Genomic DNA, 16337 nt, shown 5'->3' on the forward strand with positions numbered 1-16337 from the left:
CTGCGGCCGTCGGGACGGCCGTCCGCATGTTCTGGACTTGTGAGGACTCACGTGAGCTCGAAACCTGTCGTACTCATCGCTGAAGAGCTGTCGCCCGCGACCGTGGACGCGCTTGGCCCGGACTTCGAGATCCGGCACTGCAACGGAGCGGACCGAGCCGAACTGCTCCCTGCCATCGCCGATGTCGACGCGATCCTGATCCGCTCCGCCACCAAGGTGGACGCCGAGGCCATCGCCGCCGCGAACAAACTGAAGGTCGTCGCCCGCGCGGGCGTGGGCCTGGACAACGTGGACGTCTCCGCCGCCACCAAGGCCGGTGTGATGGTCGTCAACGCCCCGACCTCCAACATCGTGACCGCCGCCGAGCTGGCCTGCGGTCTGATCCTCGCCACCGCCCGCAACATCCCGCAGGCCAACGCCGCGCTGAAGAACGGCGAGTGGAAGCGCAGCAAGTACACCGGCGTCGAGCTGGCCGAGAAGACCCTCGGCGTCGTCGGCCTCGGCCGCATCGGCGCGCTGGTCGCGCAGCGGATGTCCGCGTTCGGGATGAAGGTCGTCGCCTACGACCCCTACGTGCAGCCCGCGCGGGCCGCGCAGATGGGCGTGAAGGTGCTGTCGCTGGACGAGCTGCTCGAGGTCTCCGACTTCATCACCGTCCACCTGCCCAAGACCCCCGAGACGGTCGGCCTGATCGGCGACGAGGCGCTGCGCAAGGTCAAGCCGAGCGTGCGCATCGTCAACGCCGCGCGCGGCGGCATCGTCGACGAGGAGGCGCTGTACTCGGCGCTGAAGGAGGGCCGTGTCGCCGGGGCGGGCCTGGACGTGTACGCGAAGGAGCCCTGCACGGACTCCCCGCTGTTCGAGTTCGACCAGGTCGTCGCCACCCCGCACCTCGGTGCCTCCACCGACGAGGCGCAGGAGAAGGCCGGTATCGCCGTCGCCCGCTCGGTCCGCCTCGCCCTCGCCGGTGAGCTGGTCCCCGACGCGGTGAACGTGCAGGGCGGTGTCATCGCCGAGGACGTCAAGCCGGGCCTGCCGCTCGCCGAGCGCCTCGGCCGCATCTTCACCGCGCTCGCCGGTGAGGTCGCCGTCCGCCTGGACGTCGAGGTCTACGGCGAGATCACCCAGCACGACGTGAAGGTGCTCGAACTCTCCGCGCTCAAGGGCGTGTTCGAGGACGTCGTCGACGAGACGGTGAGCTACGTCAACGCCCCGCTGTTCGCCCAGGAGCGCGGCGTCGAGGTGCGGCTGACCACCAGCTCCGAGTCGGCCGACCACCGCAACGTCGTCACCGTGCGGGGCACCCTCGCGGGCGGCGAGGAGGTCTCGGTCTCCGGCACCCTCGCCGGTCCCAAGCACGTCCAGAAGATCGTCGCCGTCGGTGAGTACGACGTCGACCTCGCCCTCGCCGACCACATGGCCGTCCTGCGCTACGAGGACCGGCCGGGCGTCGTCGGCACCGTCGGCCGCGTCCTCGGCGAGGCGGGCATCAACATCGCCGGGATGCAGGTGGCCCGCGCCGTCGCCGGTGGCGAGGCCCTCGCCGTGCTGACCGTCGACGACACGGTGCCCGCGGGCGTGCTGGCCGAGGTCGCCGCCGAGATCGGCGCGACGTCGGCCCGCTCGGTCAACCTGGTCTGACGCGTCTCACCCAGCGCCGGACGAGCTGAGTCCCCCTCGGCTCGTCCGGCGTTTGTCGTGCCGGGAGCGACTGGGCGGTCAGAGCCGGGCGCCCTTCAGGGCCATGTGCAGCAGCAGGCGGTCCTCGCCGTCGTCCAGGTCGAGGCCGGTGAGCTGTTCGACGCGGGAGAGGCGGTAGTACAGGGTCTGGCGGTGCACGCCCAGTTCGGCGGCGGTGCGGGTGGCCTGGCCCGCGCAGTCGAGGTACGTCTCCGCCGTCCGGGCCAGCTCGCGGTGGGCGGGGGAGAGCAGGTCGCGTACGACGGGGTCGTGGGCCACCTCCGGGGGCAGCGCCGTCAGCAGCCGGAACGGGCCGATCGACGCCCACTCGGCGACCGGTCCGAGCACCGGCTCGGCCAGCGCGGCCCGCGCCGCCGCCGACGCCTCCCGCCAGGCGGCCCCCAGCTCCGCGAGCCCGCCACGGGCGGTGGCGACCCCGGCGGCGGGACCCGGCGACGCCCCCGCCCGCCCGGCCGCCATGTCCGGCAGCGCACCCGCCTGTCCGGCCGCCCTCGCCGACGGCCCCCCCGCCAGCCCCCGCGCCCGCGCCAGCAGCCGTCCCGCCGCCGAGGTCGCCGGGGTCGTCACGTCCGTCGAGCGGAGCCGGATCAGCAGGGCGAGGGCGGTGCCCGCCGCTCCCCACGGCACCGTGCACAGCGCCGTCGCGCCCGGCACCGTACGCACCGAGGGCGCGTCGTCCGGGTCGGCGGACGGCCAGGGGGCCACGCACACCACCGTGTGCGGGGCGTCCGCGCGGGCGCCGAGGGCGGTGCGCAGCTCGGCGACGGCCATGTCCTGCTGCCAGCCGCGCTCGGCGCCGAGCGCCGCCCGCAGCTCCCGGCTGAGGTCGGCGCCGTGCTGGGCCTCGTCCGCGAGCAGCGCGCCGATCCGCACCGTCACCTCCATCGCCGCCGCGAGCTGCGGCGCGGTCGGGCCGGGGTCGCTGTCGAGCAGCCAGACGTAGCCGAGGACGACGCCCCGGTGCCGTACCGGCAGGCAGATGCGGCCCCGGTGCACCCCGGCCTCGGGGGTGCGCGGGATGCGCACGGGGCCGGTCGCGCGGGTGATGCCGAAGCCCTCGAACCAGGCGCGGACGGCGGCCGTGGAGCGCCGGGTGAGGATCGAGCGGGTGCGCACCGGGTCCAGGGCGGAGGGGTCGAGGTCGCCCTCGCTGTCGTACGCCCCGAAGGCGATCAGCTCGAAGTCGCGGTTCTCCAGGGTCGCCGGGGCGCCCAGCAGTTCCGAGATCTCGTCGACCAGCTCCTGGTAGTCGGCCCTGAATTCCGGCGTCACCCGGGCATTCTCCCCCATCCCCCGGCGGCTTTCATACATCTGTCTGAGATCCGTGGCACGGATGCGTGACAGGTGTCGATGGCCGACGATCGGAGTCATCCTTAGGTTTCACGGTGGTTCTCCGTGCCGTACCCGAATCGTCGGGAACGGCCCTTTCGTACCTGTGTCAGTGGAGGTGCCCCGTGCTGGGTCCCGTGATTCTCGCCGCCTCGCGCAGCGACCGGATGCGACGCCTGATCTCGGCGGCGCCCGGGACCAAGCAGGTCGTCGACCGCTTCATCCCCGGGGAGACGGTCGACGAGATCCTGCCGGTGGTGCGGGACCTCACCGACCGGGGCCTGGAGCTGACGCTCGACGTCGTCGGCGAGGACATCACCACCCCGGCGCAGGCCGCCGCCGCCCGGGACGCCTACCTGGAGCTGGTCGACCGGCTGAAGCCGCTGGACCTCGGCACCCGCGCCGAGATGTCGGTGAAGCTGTCGATGTTCGGACAGGCGCTGGAGGGCGGCCACGAGCTGGCGCTGGCGAACGTCCGCCCGGTGGTGGAGGCCGCCGCCGAGATCGGTACGACGGTGACGCTGGACGCCGAGGACCACACCACCCTGGACTCGATGTTCACCATCCACGACGAGCTGCGGAAGGACTTCCCGCAGACCGGCTGCGTCATCCAGGCGTACCTCTTCCGCACCGAGGCCGACGCCCGCCGCCTCGCCGAGAGCGGCAGCCGGGTGCGGCTGGTGAAGGGCGCGTACAAGGAGCCCGCCTCCGTCGCGTACCAGCAGAAGCACGAGATCGACAAGGCGTACGTCCGCGTCCTGAAGGTCCTGATGGACGGCGAGGGCTACCCGATGATCGGGTCCCATGACCCGCGCCTGATCTCCATCACCCAGGAACTGGCCCGCCGCGCCGGGCGCAAGCCGGACGAGTACGAGTTCCAGATGCTGTACGGCATCCGCGGCGACGAACACCTGCGCCTGGCCGCCGAGGGCCACCGGATGCGCGTCTACACGGCCTACGGCACGGACTGGTACGGCTACTTCATGCGCCGCCTCGCGGAGAAGCCCGCCAACCTGCGGTTCTTCCTGCGCTCGATGGCCAGCAAGGGCTGACCCGAACACCCGCTCACGTACAAGGAGTTACGGATCTCATGGACGCTGTGACCCAGGTCCCCACCCCCGTCAACGAGCCGGTGCACGGCTACGCCCCGGGGACGCCCGAGCGCGCCCGGCTCGAGGCCAAGCTGAAGGAGCTGGCCGACAACCCGATCGACCTGCCCTGCACCATCGGCGGCGAGAAGCGGATGGGCGGCGGCGAGCGGTTCGACGTCGTGCAGCCGCACAACCACAAGGCCCGCATCGGCACCTACGCCAACGCCACCCAGCAGGACGCCCAGGACGCCATCGACGCGGCCCTCGCCGCCGCCCCGGCCTGGCGGGCGATGTCCTTCGACGACCGCGCCGCGATCATCCTGCGCGCCGCCGAGCTGCTGGCCGGGCCGTGGCGCGAGACGCTCGCCGCCTCCACCATGCTCGGCCAGTCCAAGACCGCCCAGCAGGCCGAGATCGACACGCCCTGCGAGCTGGTCGACTTCTGGCGCTTCAACGTCTCCTACGCCCGCAAGATCCTCGCCGAGCAGCCCCCGGCCAACTCCCCGGGCGTCTGGAACCGCCTCGACCACCGCCCGCTGGAGGGCTTCGTCTACGCGATCACGCCGTTCAACTTCACGGCGATCGCGGGCAACCTGCCCACCGCCCCCGCCCTGATGGGCAACGTCGTGGTGTGGAAGCCGTCCCCGACGCAGACCCACGCCGCCGTGCTGCTGATGCAGTTGCTGGAGGAGGCCGGGCTGCCCAAGGGCGTCATCAACCTGGTCACCGGCGACGGCATCGAGGTCTCCAAGGTCGCCCTGGAGCACCGGGACCTCGCGGGCATCCACTTCACCGGCTCGACCAGGACCTTCCAGTACCTGTGGAAGACGGTCGGCGCCAACATCGAGAAGTACCGCACCTACCCCCGCCTCGTCGGCGAGACCGGTGGCAAGGACTTCCTCGTCGCCCACCCGTCCGCCGACCGCGCGGTGCTCAAGACCGCGCTGACCCGCGGCGCCTTCGAGTACCAGGGCCAGAAGTGCTCGGCCACCTCGCGCGCGTACATCCCCGCCTCGATCTGGAACTCCGGGTTCAAGGAGGAGTTCGCCGCCGAGGTCGACTACCTCACCATGGGCGACGTCACCGACCTGTCGAACTTCATCGGCGCCGTCATCGACGAGCGCGCCTTCGCCAAGAACAAGGCCGCGATCGACCGCGCCAAGGCCGACCCGACCTGCACGATCGTCGCGGGCGGCAGCTACGACGACTCGGTGGGCTACTTCGTCCGCCCGACCGTCGTCGAGTGCACCGACCCGGAGAACGAGGTCTTCACCACCGAGTACTTCGGCCCGTTCCTCGCCGTGTACGTCTACGAGGACGAGAAGTACGACGAGATGCTGACGCAGATGGAGTCCGTCTCCGACTACGCCCTCACCGGCTCGGTCATCGCGGGCGACCGCGCCGCGGCGGCGTACACGATGGACAAGCTCCGCTACGCCGCGGGCAACTTCTACATCAACGACAAGTCGACCGGCGCCGTCGTCGGCCAGCAGCCCTTCGGCGGTGGCCGGGCCTCCGGCACCAACGACAAGGCGGGCGCCCCGCAGAACCTGCTGCGCTGGACGCTGACCCGCGCCATCAAGGAGACGCTGGTCCCGCCGACCGACTACTCCTACCCGCACATGGGCTGACCGCCCGGGTGAAAAGGGCCGGTTCCTCCGGGAATCCGGCCCTTTTCTATGCCCTTGCTACGCCCGCCGTCTCAGATAGTAGGAAGTCCGAGTAATTGTGGAGACAGAAGCGGTCTCCTCGCTTAGCTTTGTAGGAGCCGAACGTCTCGCTGGACCCAGCGAATGGCGGTTGTGAGCCGGACCCCACGCAGGTCACCCCTGCGGTCCCGCCGCTCCCCGCCCCTTCCGGCGTCTCGTAACCCGCCCTTCCCGGTTCCTCGAAGGAGTCGATTCCCCATGGCCGAGACGACCGTCCGCCGCCGAGTCCGTCACCTCTCCCGCACCACCGACTCCGACCGCAAGAACGCCGCCGCCGCCCTCCAGCGCGCCCTCGACCGCCGCGACAACGGCGGCTCCACCGGCCACTGACCGGAGGTCCCGCGGTCCGCCTGTCCGTATCGCGGACGGTGCGTGTCATCCCATGGGACGGAGAGTAGGGTGCCGGTCATGTCTCGCAGCATCAATCTCGCAGTGATCCCCGGTGACGGCATCGGCCAGGAGGTCGTGACCGAAGGCCTCAAGGTCCTCTCCGCCGTCCTCCCGCAGGACATGAAGCTGGAGACCAAGGAGTACGACTTCGGCGCCCGGCGCTACCACGCCACCGGCGAGACCCTCACCGACGCCGACCTCGACGCCCTCAAGCAGCACGACGCCATCCTGCTGGGCGCCATCGGGGACCCGAGCGTCCCCTCCGGCGTCCTGGAGCGCGGCTTCCTGCTGAAGCTCCGGTTCGCCTTCGACCACCACGTCAACCTGCGGCCGAGCAGGCTGCTGCCGGGTGTCGAGACGCCGCTGAAGGGCCAGCCGGAGATCGACTTCGTCGTGGTCCGCGAGGGCACCGAGGGCCCGTACACCGGCAACGGCGGCACCATCCGCAAGGGCACCGAGTACGAGGTCGCCACCGAGGTGTCCGTCAACACCGCCTACGGCGTCGAGCGCGTCGTCCGTGACGCGTTCGCCCGCGCCCAGGCCCGCCCGCGCAAGAAGCTCACGCTGGTCCACAAGAACAACGTGCTGACCTTCGCGGGCCACCTGTGGACGAACGTCTTCAACGCGGTGGCCGCCGAGTACCCCGAGGTCACCACCGAGTACATCCACGTCGACGCGGCGACGATCTACCTCGTCACCCAGCCCGAGCGGTTCGACGTCATCGTCACCGACAACCTCTTCGGCGACATCATCACCGACCTCGCCGCGGCCGTCTCCGGCGGCATCGGCGTCGCCGCGAGCGGCAACATCAACCCCTCCGGCGCGTTCCCGTCCATGTTCGAGCCGGTGCACGGCTCGGCCCCGGACATCGCCGGGCAGGGCAAGGCCGACCCGACCGCCACCGTCCTGTCCGTCGCGCTGCTCCTGCGCCACCTCGGCCTCGACGCCGAGGCGACCCGGATCGAGGACGCGGTCGCCGCCGACCTCGCCGAACGCGTCGGCCGACCGGCCCGCTCCACCGCCGAGATCGGCGACGCCCTCGCCGTACGAGTAACCGGCTGACCCGTCGGTTCCTCCTCGAAGCCGCCGGGTCGCATCCGCACCCGGCGGCTTCCGCATGTCCCCGCCGGGTGCCACCATCAACCCCTGGGCCGCATTCACACCCTTTCTCCCCCGTTTCTTCCGCGGCGGGCCGCGCGCGATAATCGAACGCGGAGCCGCGGAATGAGGGAATGCTCGGACGTCCTAGCACTGGCCACTGGCAGTACGGGCGTGAGCGCGGCCCGTCACTACAACCGGTGAAGGACAACCACTCATGACGACGCCCACGATCGAGCTCAAGCCCTCCGCCAGCCCGCTCTCCGACGCCGAGCGGGAGGCCATACTGGCCAGCCCCGGCTTCGGCCGCCACTTCACCGACCACATGGTGACGATCAAGTGGACCGAGGGCCGCGGCTGGCACGAGGGGCAGCTCGTCCCGTACGCGCCGATCCCGCTCGACCCGGCCACCAACGTCCTGCACTACGCGCAGGAGATCTTCGAGGGCCTGAAGGCGTACCGCCGCCCCGACGGCTCGGTCGCCACCTTCCGCCCCGACCAGAACGCGCTGCGCTTCCAGCGCTCCGCCCGCCGTCTGGCGATGCCGGAGCTGCCGGTCGAGACGTTCATCGAGGCGTGTGACGCCCTCGTCCGCCAGGACCAGGCGTGGGTGCCCGCGCACGGCGGCGAGGAGTCCCTCTACCTGCGGCCCTTCATGATCGCCACCGAGGTCGGGCTGGGGGTGAAGCCCGCCAACGAGTACCTGTTCATCGTCATCGCCTCCCCGGCGGGCGCCTACTTCCCCGGCGGCGTCAAGCCCGTCTCGATCTGGCTCTCCGAGGACCGCGTCCGCGCCGTCCCCGGCGGCATGGGCGACGCCAAGACCGGCGGCAACTACGCCGCCTCCCTGCTCGCCCAGGCCGAGGCCGCCGCCAAGGGCTGCGACCAGGTCTGCTACCTCGACGCGGTCGAGCACCAGTGGGTCGAGGAACTCGGCGGCATGAACCTGTACTTCGTGTACGGCAACAAGATCGTCACCCCCACCCTCACCGGCTCCATCCTGGAGGGCGTCACCCGCGACAGCCTCCTCACCGTCGCCCGCGACCTCGGCTACGAGGCCGAGGAGGGCCGCGTCTCCATCGACCAGTGGCAGCGCGACGCGGAGAACGGCACCCTCACCGAGGTCTTCGCCTGCGGCACCGCCGCCGTGATCACCCCGGTCGGCACGGTCAAGCGCACCGGCGCGGAGTGGACCCACGGCGACGGCCAGCCGGGCGCGACGACGACCCGGCTGCGCACCGCGCTGCTGGACATCCAGCGCGGCACCGCCGAGGACACCCACGGCTGGATGCACCAGCTCGGCTGACCGCCACACCGCTGACGAGGCCCGCACCCGGAAGAGGGGTGCGGGCCTCGGCGCTGTGCGGGGGCGGGTTTAGAGCAACGTTCTAACGTCGTTTAGAGTGCTGCTCTAACACCGAGGGAGGTGCCCACCCGATGCGACTGACCCCCACCGAGCGGGACCGGCTGCTGCTCTTCGGAGCCGCCGAGCTGGCCCGCGCCCGCCGCGCCCGGGGGCTGCGGCTGAACGTGCCGGAGGCGACCGCGCTGATCGCGGACACCGTCTGCGAGGCGGCCCGCGACGGACGGCGGCTCGCCGAGGCCGTCGAGGCCGCCCGGTCGGTGCTCGGGCCCGACGACGTGCTGCCGGGCGTCGCGGACGTGGTCACCGAGGTGCACGTGGAGGCCGTCTTCGACGACGGCTCCCGGCTCGCGGTCGTCAGCGACCCCATCGGCGGCGGGCGGGGCGCGGCGGCGCCGGGCGCGCTGCTGCCGGGGCCCGCGCACGAGGAGCCGGTCGCGGCGGTGCGGCTCACCGTCACCAACACCGCGACCGTGCCGGTCTCCGTCACCTCCCACTTCCACTTCTTCGAGGCCAACCCGCGCCTGGACTTCGTCCGCGAACGCGCCTACGGGATGCGGCTCGCGGTGCCCGCCGGGTCGTCGGTGCGGTTCGGGCCGGGGGAGAGCGTCGAGGTCGGGCTCGTGCCCATCGGCGGCGCCCGGGTCGCCATCGGCTTCGCCGGGCTGGTCGACGGGCCGCTGGACGCGCCCGGCGCCAAGCGAGAGGCCCTGCGCAGGGCCGCCGCCTGCGGATACCTGGGAGCGTGAGCGTGGACCCGTACGAGTACGCCTCCGTGCACGGACCGCGCGCCGGGGACCGGATCAGGCTCGGGGACTCCGGGCTGGTCGTCCGCGTCGAGTCGGACGCGCAGCGCCCCGGCGACGAGTTCCTGGCCGGGTTCGGCAAGACCGCCCGGGACGGACTGCACCTCAAGGCCGCCGCCGTGCGCGACACCTGTGACGTCGTCATCAGCAACGTCGTCGTGATCGACGCCGTGCAGGGCGTCCGCAAGGTGTCCATCGGCATCCGCGAGGGCCGCATCCACGCCATCGGCCGGGCCGGGAACCCCGACACCCTCGACGGCGTGGACGTCGTGGTCGGCACCGGCACCTCCATCGTCTCCGGCGAGGGGCTGATCGCCACCGCCGGGGCCGTCGACACCCACGTCCACCTGCTGTCACCGCGGATCATGGAGGCGTCGCTGGCGTCCGGGGTGACCACCATCATCGGGCAGGAGTTCGGGCCGGTGTGGGGCGTCGGCGTCAACTCGCCGTGGGCGCTCGGGCACGCGTTCGGCGCCTTCGACGCCTGGCCGGTCAACATCGGCTTCCTCGGGCGGGGTTCGTCGTCCGAGCCGGCGCCCCTGGTGGAGGCCCTCGCGGAGGGCGGCGCGTCCGGGTTCAAGGTGCACGAGGACATGGGCGCCCACACCCGCGCCCTGGACACGGCGCTGCGCGTCGCCGAGGAGTACGACGTCCAGGTCGCCCTGCACAGCGACGGCCTGAACGAGTGCCTGTCGGTGGAGGACACCCTGCGCGTCCTGGAGGGCCGCACGATCCACGCCTTCCATATCGAGGGCTGCGGCGGCGGACACGTCCCGAACGTGCTGAAGATGGCGGGCGTCCCGAACGTCATCGGCTCCTCCACCAACCCGACCCTGCCGTTCGGCCGGGACGCGGTCGCGGAGCACTACGGCATGATCGTCTCCGTCCACGACCTGAAGACCGACCTGCCGGGCGACGCCGCGCTGGCCCGCGACCGCATCCGCGCCGGGACCATGGGCGCCGAGGACGTGCTGCACGACCTGGGCGCGATCGGCATCACCTCCTCCGACGCGCAGGGCATGGGCCGGGCGGGCGAGACCGTCCGCCGTACGTTCGCCATGGCGGGGAAGATGAAGGCCGAGTTCGGCGCCCCCGACGACGGCCACGACAACGAACGCGTCCTGCGCTACATCGCCAAGCTGACGATCAACCCGGCCATCGCGCACGGCCTCGCCCACGAGGTCGGTTCGATCGAGGTCGGCAAGCTGGCCGACCTGGTGCTGTGGCGGCCGGAGTACTTCGGCGCCAAGCCGCAGCTCGTGCTGAAGTCGGGGTTCCCGGCGTACGGCGTGGTCGGTGACCCGAACGCCGCCACCGACACCTGCGAACCCCTCGTCCTCGGACCGCAGTTCGGGGCGCACGGCGCGACCCCCGCCGAGATCTCCGTCGCCTTCGTCGCCCAGGCCGCCCTGGACCAGGGCCACGACCGCCTGCCGACCCGCCGCCGCCGGGTCGCCGTGCGCGGCACCCGCTCCATCGGACCGGCCGACCTGCGGCGCAACTCCCGTACCGGAGCGGTCGACGTCGACCAGCGCACCGGCCTGGTCACGCTGGACGGGGAGCCGCTGCGCTCGGAACCGGCCGACTCGGTCGCCCTGAACCGCCTCTACTTCCTCTAGGGCCGCAACCGCCCTTCCTTCCTCTAGGACCGCTGATGACCTTCCGTATGCCCCCCGAGTGGGCGCCGCACGAGCGCACCTGGATGGCCTGGCCCGGCGCCAACCCGACCTTCGACGACCCCGCCGGGCTGGCGGACGCCCGCGCCGCCTGGGCCGCCGTCGCCCGCGCGGTCCGCCGCTTCGAGCCGGTGACCGTGGTCTGCGGGCCCGGACAGTCGGCGGACGCCCGCGCCCTCCTCGGCGACGGCGTCGACACCGTCGAACGCGAACTCGACGACGCCTGGATGCGGGACATCGGCCCCACCTTCCTCACCAACGGACGCGGGGAACTCGCCGCCGTCGACTGGACGTTCAACGGCTGGGGCGCGCAGCACTGGGCCCGCTGGGAGCACGACGCGAAGATCGCCGCGTACGTCGCGGACCTGGCGGGCGCCACGACGACGTACACCTCACCGCTGGTCAACGAGGGCGGCGCGATCCACGTCGACGGCGAGGGCACGGTCCTGCTGACGGAGACCGTGCAGCTCGGCCCGGAGCGCAACCCCGGCTGGACGAAGGCGGAGGTCGAGGCCGAGATCCACGCCCGGCTCGGCACATCCAAGGCGATCTGGCTGCCACGCGGCCTCACCGCCGACTATCCCCCGTACGGCTACGGCACCCTCGGCCACGTCGACATCGTCGCCGCGTTCGCCCGCCCCGGCGTGGTGGTCGCCCACCACCAGCCCGACCCGGCGCACCCCGACCACGAGGTGACGCGGGAGGTCATCGGCCTGCTGCGGGCGCAGACCGACGCCCGGGGCCGCCCGCTCGAGGTGGTGGAGGTGCCCGCCCCGACCGTGCTTGAGGCCGACGGCCACTGGGCCGACTACTCCTACATCAACCACTACCTCTGCAACGGCGGCGTCGTGCTCTGCGGCTTCGACGACCCCCGCGACGAGACCGCCGCGGACATCTTCCGGCGCCTCTTCCCCGACCGGGAGGTGACCCTCGTCGACGCGCGTACGATCTTCGCCGGTGGCGGGGGCATCCACTGCGTCACCCAGCAGCAGCCGAAGACCTAGGAGCGAGCGAGATGGCCGGTGTGCGGCGCAGGCCCGCCCCGCCCCGCGAGGACGTCCTCGCCACCGCCATGGCGATGATCGCCGAACGCGGCCTGGAGAAGCTGACCATGGCCGCGCTCGGCCGCGAGGTCGGCATGAGCAGCGGCCACCTGCTGTACTACTTCGGCTCCAAGGACGAACTCCTGCTGCGCACCCTGGAGTGGAGCGAGGGACGCCTCGGCGCCGAGCGCGGACGGCTGCTGACCCGCGCCGCGCCCGCCCGGGAACGGCTCGCCGCCTACGTCGACCTGTACGTGCCCGACGGCCACCGCGACCCGCACTGGACGCTGTGGCTCGAGGTGTGGAACCGCTCGCAGAACGCCGACGACACCGCCCGCGAGCGCCAGGCCGCCATCGAGGGGGCCTGGCACCGCGACCTGGTGGCGCTGCTCACCGAGGGCGTCGCGGGCGGCGAGTTCCGCCCGGTCGACCCCGACCGCTTCGCCACCCGGCTGCGCGCGCTCCTGGACGGCTTCTCCATTCACGTCGCCATCGGCCTGCGCGGCACGGACCGCACGCGGGTCCTGGAACACGTACGGGAGTTCCTCGACGAGGCGCTGACCACTCAGCCCGGGAGCCACCACGGGCTGGAGTAGGCCACGCCCCAGTCGCCGTCGGCGGTGTCGAGCGGTCCGAGACAGGCGCCCGCATCCTGAGACAGCGGTGAGATCCGGTGACCGTCTGTGCCAGACTGCCCCCGTGCTCTCGTTCGCCATGATTATTGGCAGCAGGCGCGCCGGTCCGCAGTGACCGCCTCGTACGACCAGGTACGGGCGGCCACCGTCGTCCTCGACCCGCGCGCAGACCTCTCGCACCCGCGAGGGGTTTTTCTTTTGCCCGGACCACCACATACCGGGTGAGGAGCGTACGGGACCATAGAAGGACGGTGGAGCCGGTCATTCCGGTAGACCGAGATCAACTCAGGAGCCTTCACACCATGACCGAGACGGCAACCAGCGAGCTGGACGACTCATTCCACGTCTTCGACACCACCCTGCGCGACGGCGCGCAGCGGGAGGGCATCAACCTCACCGTCGCGGACAAGCTGACCATCGCACGGCACCTGGACGACTTCGGCGTGGGCTTCATCGAGGGCGGCTGGCCCGGCGCCAACCCGCGGGACACCGAGTTCTTCGCCCGCGCCCAGCAGGAGATCGACTTCCGGCACGCCCAGCTCGTCGCCTTCGGCGCGACCCGCCGCGCGGGCACCACGGCGGCCGAGGACCCACAGGTCAGGGCGCTGCTGGAGTCCGGCGCCCCGGTGATCACGCTGGTCGCCAAGTCCCATGACCGGCATGTGGAGCTGGCCCTGCGCACCACCCTCGACGAGAACCTCGCCATGGTCCGCGACACCGTCTCCCACCTCCGCGAGCAGGGCCGCCGGGTCTTCGTCGACTGCGAGCACTTCTTCGACGGCTACCGCGCCAACCCCGAGTACGCCAAGGCCGTCGTGCGCACCGCGTCCGAGGCGGGCGCCGACGTGGTGATCCTCTGCGACACCAACGGCGGGATGCTCCCGGCGCAGGTACAGGCCGTCGTCTCCACGGTGCTCGCCGACACCGGCGCCCGGCTCGGCATCCACGCCCAGGACGACACCGGCTGCGCCGTCGCCAACACCCTTGCCGCCGTCGACGCGGGCGCCACCCACGTGCAGTGCACGGCCAACGGCTACGGCGAGCGCGTCGGCAACGCCAACCTCTTCCCGGTCGTCGCGGCCCTGGAGCTGAAGTACGGCAAGAAGGTCCTCCCCGACGGCCGACTGCGCGAGATGACCCGGGTCTCGCACGCCATCGCCGAGGTCGTCAACCTCACCCCCTCCACCCACCAGCCCTACGTCGGCGTCTCCGCGTTCGCCCACAAGGCGGCCTGCACGCCTCCGCCATCAAGGTCGACCCCGACCTCTACCAGCACATCGACCCCGAGCAGGTCGGCAACACCATGCGGATGCTGGTCTCCGACATGGCGGGCCGCGCCTCGATCGAGCTGAAGGGCAAGGAACTCGGCATCGACCTCGGCGGCGACCGCGAACTCGTCGGCCGGGTCGTCGAGCGCGTCAAGGACCGCGAACTCAGGGGCTACACCTACGAGGCCGCCGACGCCTCCTTCGAGCTGCTGCTCCGCGCCGAGGTCCAGGGCGGCAGGCCGCCGCGGTACTTCGAGGTCGAGTCCTGGCGGGCCATCGTCGAGGACCGCCCCGACGGCACCCACGCCAACGAGGCCACCGTCAAGCTCTGGGCCAAGGGCGAGCGCATCGTCGCCACCGCCGAGGGCAACGGCCCCGTCAACGCCCTCGACCGCGCGCTGCGGGTGGCCCTGGAGAAGATCTACCCCCAGCTCGCCAAGCTCGACCTGGTCGACTACAAGGTCCGCATCCTGGAGGGCGTCCACGGCACCGAGTCCACCACCCGCGTCCTGATCTCCACGAGCGACGGCACGGGGGAGTGGTCCACGGTCGGCGTCGCGGAGAACGTCATCGCCGCGTCCTGGCAGGCCCTGGAGGACGCCTACACGTACGGCTTGCTGAGGGCGGGCGTACAGCCCGCGGAGTGACCTCGGCTTGAGCGGAGTGACCTCGGCTTGCAAGGTGCGGTGGCGCAGTCGCCCTAGGGGCGCGGGGAACTGCGCGACCAGCCACCGCCAGCCCGCACCCGGCAACGCGACGGCACCCACCCCCGACCCCCCGGCGCGAAGCGCACAATCCCGCGCCGGGGGCACGCCCGTTTCCCCCCACATTCGGGTAGCTTCGAATACATGAAGGCCGCACTGGTGCGCACCCTGCTCGCGCCGCTCGCCGCCCTGCTGGCAACCCTGGCCGCCCTGGCCGCCGTGGTGGCCCTGACGACGGCCGGTGCGCCGCCCGCACACGCCGCCACCGACCTCTCCGACGTGGCCAGGGCCCTCCGCGACGGCCCCGTCTACGTCGACCCCGCCGCCACCGACCAGCTCTCGTCCGCCGACGCGGACGCCCTGGCCGACAAGATCGAGGACGCCGACAAGCCGGTCTTCGTGGCGGTCCTCCCCGAGGGCTACCCGACCCAGAACCTCTTCCAGAACCTCCGCACGGAGACCGGCGTCACCGGCCTGTACGCCATCAGGCTCGGCGACCAGTTCGACGCCCGCGCCGACAGCGCCGTGCTGAGCCACCAGGGCGTGTCCAACCTGGTCACCTCCGTGCGGGGCGCGGGGGACGCCAAGGCCCAGCTCAACGACTTCGTCGACAGCGCGCTGCGCAACGTCGGCGGCTCGGCGCCGAGCAGTTGGAGCGGCGGCGGCGACGCCGAGGGCGTCTCCACCGGCGGCCTGATCACGCTCGGCGCGGTGCTGGTGGCCGGTGGCGCGGGCGCGTACACGCTGGTGCGCCGCAACCGCCGTCGGCACGCGGAGGAGCAGCGGATCGCGCTGGAGAAGCTGCGGGTGGTGGTCGACGAGGACATCACCGCGTTCGGCGAGGAGCTGGAGCGCCTCGACTTCCACCCCGGTGAGCAGGGCGCCACCGACCCGATGCGCGAGGACTACAAGCACGCCCTCGACGCCTATGAGAAGGCGAAGTCGCACATGGCGGCGGCGAGCAAACCGGAGGACGTCCGCCCGGTCACCCAGTGCCTGGACGACGGCCGCTTCGCGCTGGCCGAGCTGGCCGCCCGCCGTGAGCACCGCCCGCTGCCGCGGCGCCGTCCGCCGTGCTTCTTCGACCCACGGCACGGACTGTCGGTCGCGGACGCCGAGTGGGCCCCGCCGGGCGGCACCCCCCGTGACGTACCGGTGTGCGCGGCCGACCAGGTCCGGCTGGCGGACGGCCGGGACCCGCTGGCCCGCGAGGTGGTCACCGCCTCCGGCGCCCGCCGCCCGTACTGGGAGGCGGGCCCCGCCTACGGCCCCTGGGCGGGTGGCTACTACGGCAGTGGCCTGCTCCCGGCGCTGCTCGTCGGCACCCTGCTCGGCAACATGATGGCGACGTCCGCGTACGCGGCCGACTACGGCTCCGGGTACGGCGACTTCGGCGGCTACGAGGGCGGTGACGTCTCCGGCGCGGACTTCAGCGGAGGTGACTTCGGTGGCGGGTTCGGCGGGGGCGGCGACTTCGGCGGCGGGTTCGGGGGAGGGGACTTCGGCGGCGGCTTCTGAAGCCCC

Annotated in this window: 12 protein-coding genes and 1 pseudogene; 12 read left to right on the forward strand and 1 reads right to left on the reverse strand. The window is 72.1% G+C overall.

Going from position 1 to position 16337, the window contains the following annotated elements; genetic code table 11:
- Nucleotides 1–51 precede the first annotated feature (51 nt).
- Nucleotides 52–1641, forward strand: coding sequence for a phosphoglycerate dehydrogenase (gene serA / locus ACFQZ6_RS25115; protein WP_381612811.1), 1590 nt, complete (start codon nucleotides 52–54; stop codon nucleotides 1639–1641).
- Between the two features lie 78 nt (nucleotides 1642–1719).
- Here the strand turns inward: serA and ACFQZ6_RS25120 are convergent, their stop codons facing one another.
- Nucleotides 1720–2991, reverse strand: a complete 1272-nt coding sequence (locus tag ACFQZ6_RS25120) for a PucR family transcriptional regulator (protein ID WP_381612814.1) — start codon at nucleotides 2989–2991, stop codon at nucleotides 1720–1722.
- Nucleotides 2992–3155: 164 nt separating this feature from the next.
- On the opposite strand from ACFQZ6_RS25120, the gene ACFQZ6_RS25125 reads away from it, so the two are divergent.
- The 11 genes and pseudogenes from ACFQZ6_RS25125 to ACFQZ6_RS25175 all read left to right on the forward strand — a co-directional run bounded on the left by ACFQZ6_RS25125 (nucleotide 3156) and on the right by ACFQZ6_RS25175 (nucleotide 16331).
- Nucleotides 3156–4082, forward strand: coding sequence for a proline dehydrogenase family protein (locus ACFQZ6_RS25125; protein WP_381612817.1), 927 nt, complete (start codon nucleotides 3156–3158; stop codon nucleotides 4080–4082).
- Between the two features lie 38 nt (nucleotides 4083–4120).
- Nucleotides 4121–5752 (forward strand): L-glutamate gamma-semialdehyde dehydrogenase, encoded by a 1632-nt coding sequence (pruA, locus tag ACFQZ6_RS25130; RefSeq protein WP_381612819.1) that lies wholly within the window; start codon nucleotides 4121–4123, stop codon nucleotides 5750–5752.
- Between the two features lie 276 nt (nucleotides 5753–6028).
- Nucleotides 6029–6160 carry a hypothetical protein gene (locus ACFQZ6_RS25135; RefSeq protein WP_381612822.1) on the forward strand — a complete coding sequence of 44 codons (132 nt, stop codon included), beginning with the start codon at nucleotides 6029–6031 and terminating at the stop codon, nucleotides 6158–6160.
- A gap of 78 nt (nucleotides 6161–6238) precedes the next feature.
- Complete coding sequence (locus ACFQZ6_RS25140; protein WP_381612825.1) at nucleotides 6239–7282, forward strand: 3-isopropylmalate dehydrogenase; 1044 nt, start codon at nucleotides 6239–6241, stop codon at nucleotides 7280–7282.
- Between the two features lie 253 nt (nucleotides 7283–7535).
- A complete protein-coding gene (locus tag ACFQZ6_RS25145; protein WP_381612828.1) occupies nucleotides 7536–8624 on the forward strand; it encodes a branched-chain amino acid aminotransferase in 1089 nt (362 codons plus the stop codon).
- 131 nt (nucleotides 8625–8755) lie between these two features.
- A complete protein-coding gene (gene ureA / locus ACFQZ6_RS25150; RefSeq protein ID WP_381612831.1) occupies nucleotides 8756–9430 on the forward strand; it encodes an urease subunit gamma in 675 nt (224 codons plus the stop codon).
- Nucleotides 9427–11106, forward strand: coding sequence for an urease subunit alpha (locus ACFQZ6_RS25155; protein ID WP_381612833.1), 1680 nt, complete (start codon nucleotides 9427–9429; stop codon nucleotides 11104–11106). Before ureA ends, ACFQZ6_RS25155 begins: the two co-directional genes overlap by 4 nt.
- Before the next feature lie 35 nt (nucleotides 11107–11141).
- Nucleotides 11142–12167 carry an agmatine deiminase family protein gene (locus ACFQZ6_RS25160; RefSeq protein ID WP_381612836.1) on the forward strand — a complete coding sequence of 342 codons (1026 nt, stop codon included), beginning with the start codon at nucleotides 11142–11144 and terminating at the stop codon, nucleotides 12165–12167.
- A gap of 11 nt (nucleotides 12168–12178) precedes the next feature.
- A complete protein-coding gene (locus tag ACFQZ6_RS25165; protein WP_381612839.1) occupies nucleotides 12179–12802 on the forward strand; it encodes a TetR/AcrR family transcriptional regulator in 624 nt (207 codons plus the stop codon).
- 341 nt (nucleotides 12803–13143) lie between these two features.
- A pseudogene (cimA, locus tag ACFQZ6_RS25170) lies at nucleotides 13144–14756 on the forward strand (citramalate synthase).
- Nucleotides 14757–14957: 201 nt separating this feature from the next.
- On the forward strand, nucleotides 14958–16331 hold the full coding sequence (locus ACFQZ6_RS25175; protein ID WP_381612842.1) for a hypothetical protein: 1374 nt from the start codon (nucleotides 14958–14960) through the stop codon (nucleotides 16329–16331).
- Nucleotides 16332–16337: the final 6 nt, after the last annotated feature.

The sequence above is a fragment of the Streptomyces flavalbus genome (assembly GCF_042674625.1).
GTDB lineage: Bacteria > Actinomycetota > Actinomycetes > Streptomycetales > Streptomycetaceae > Streptomyces > Streptomyces flavalbus.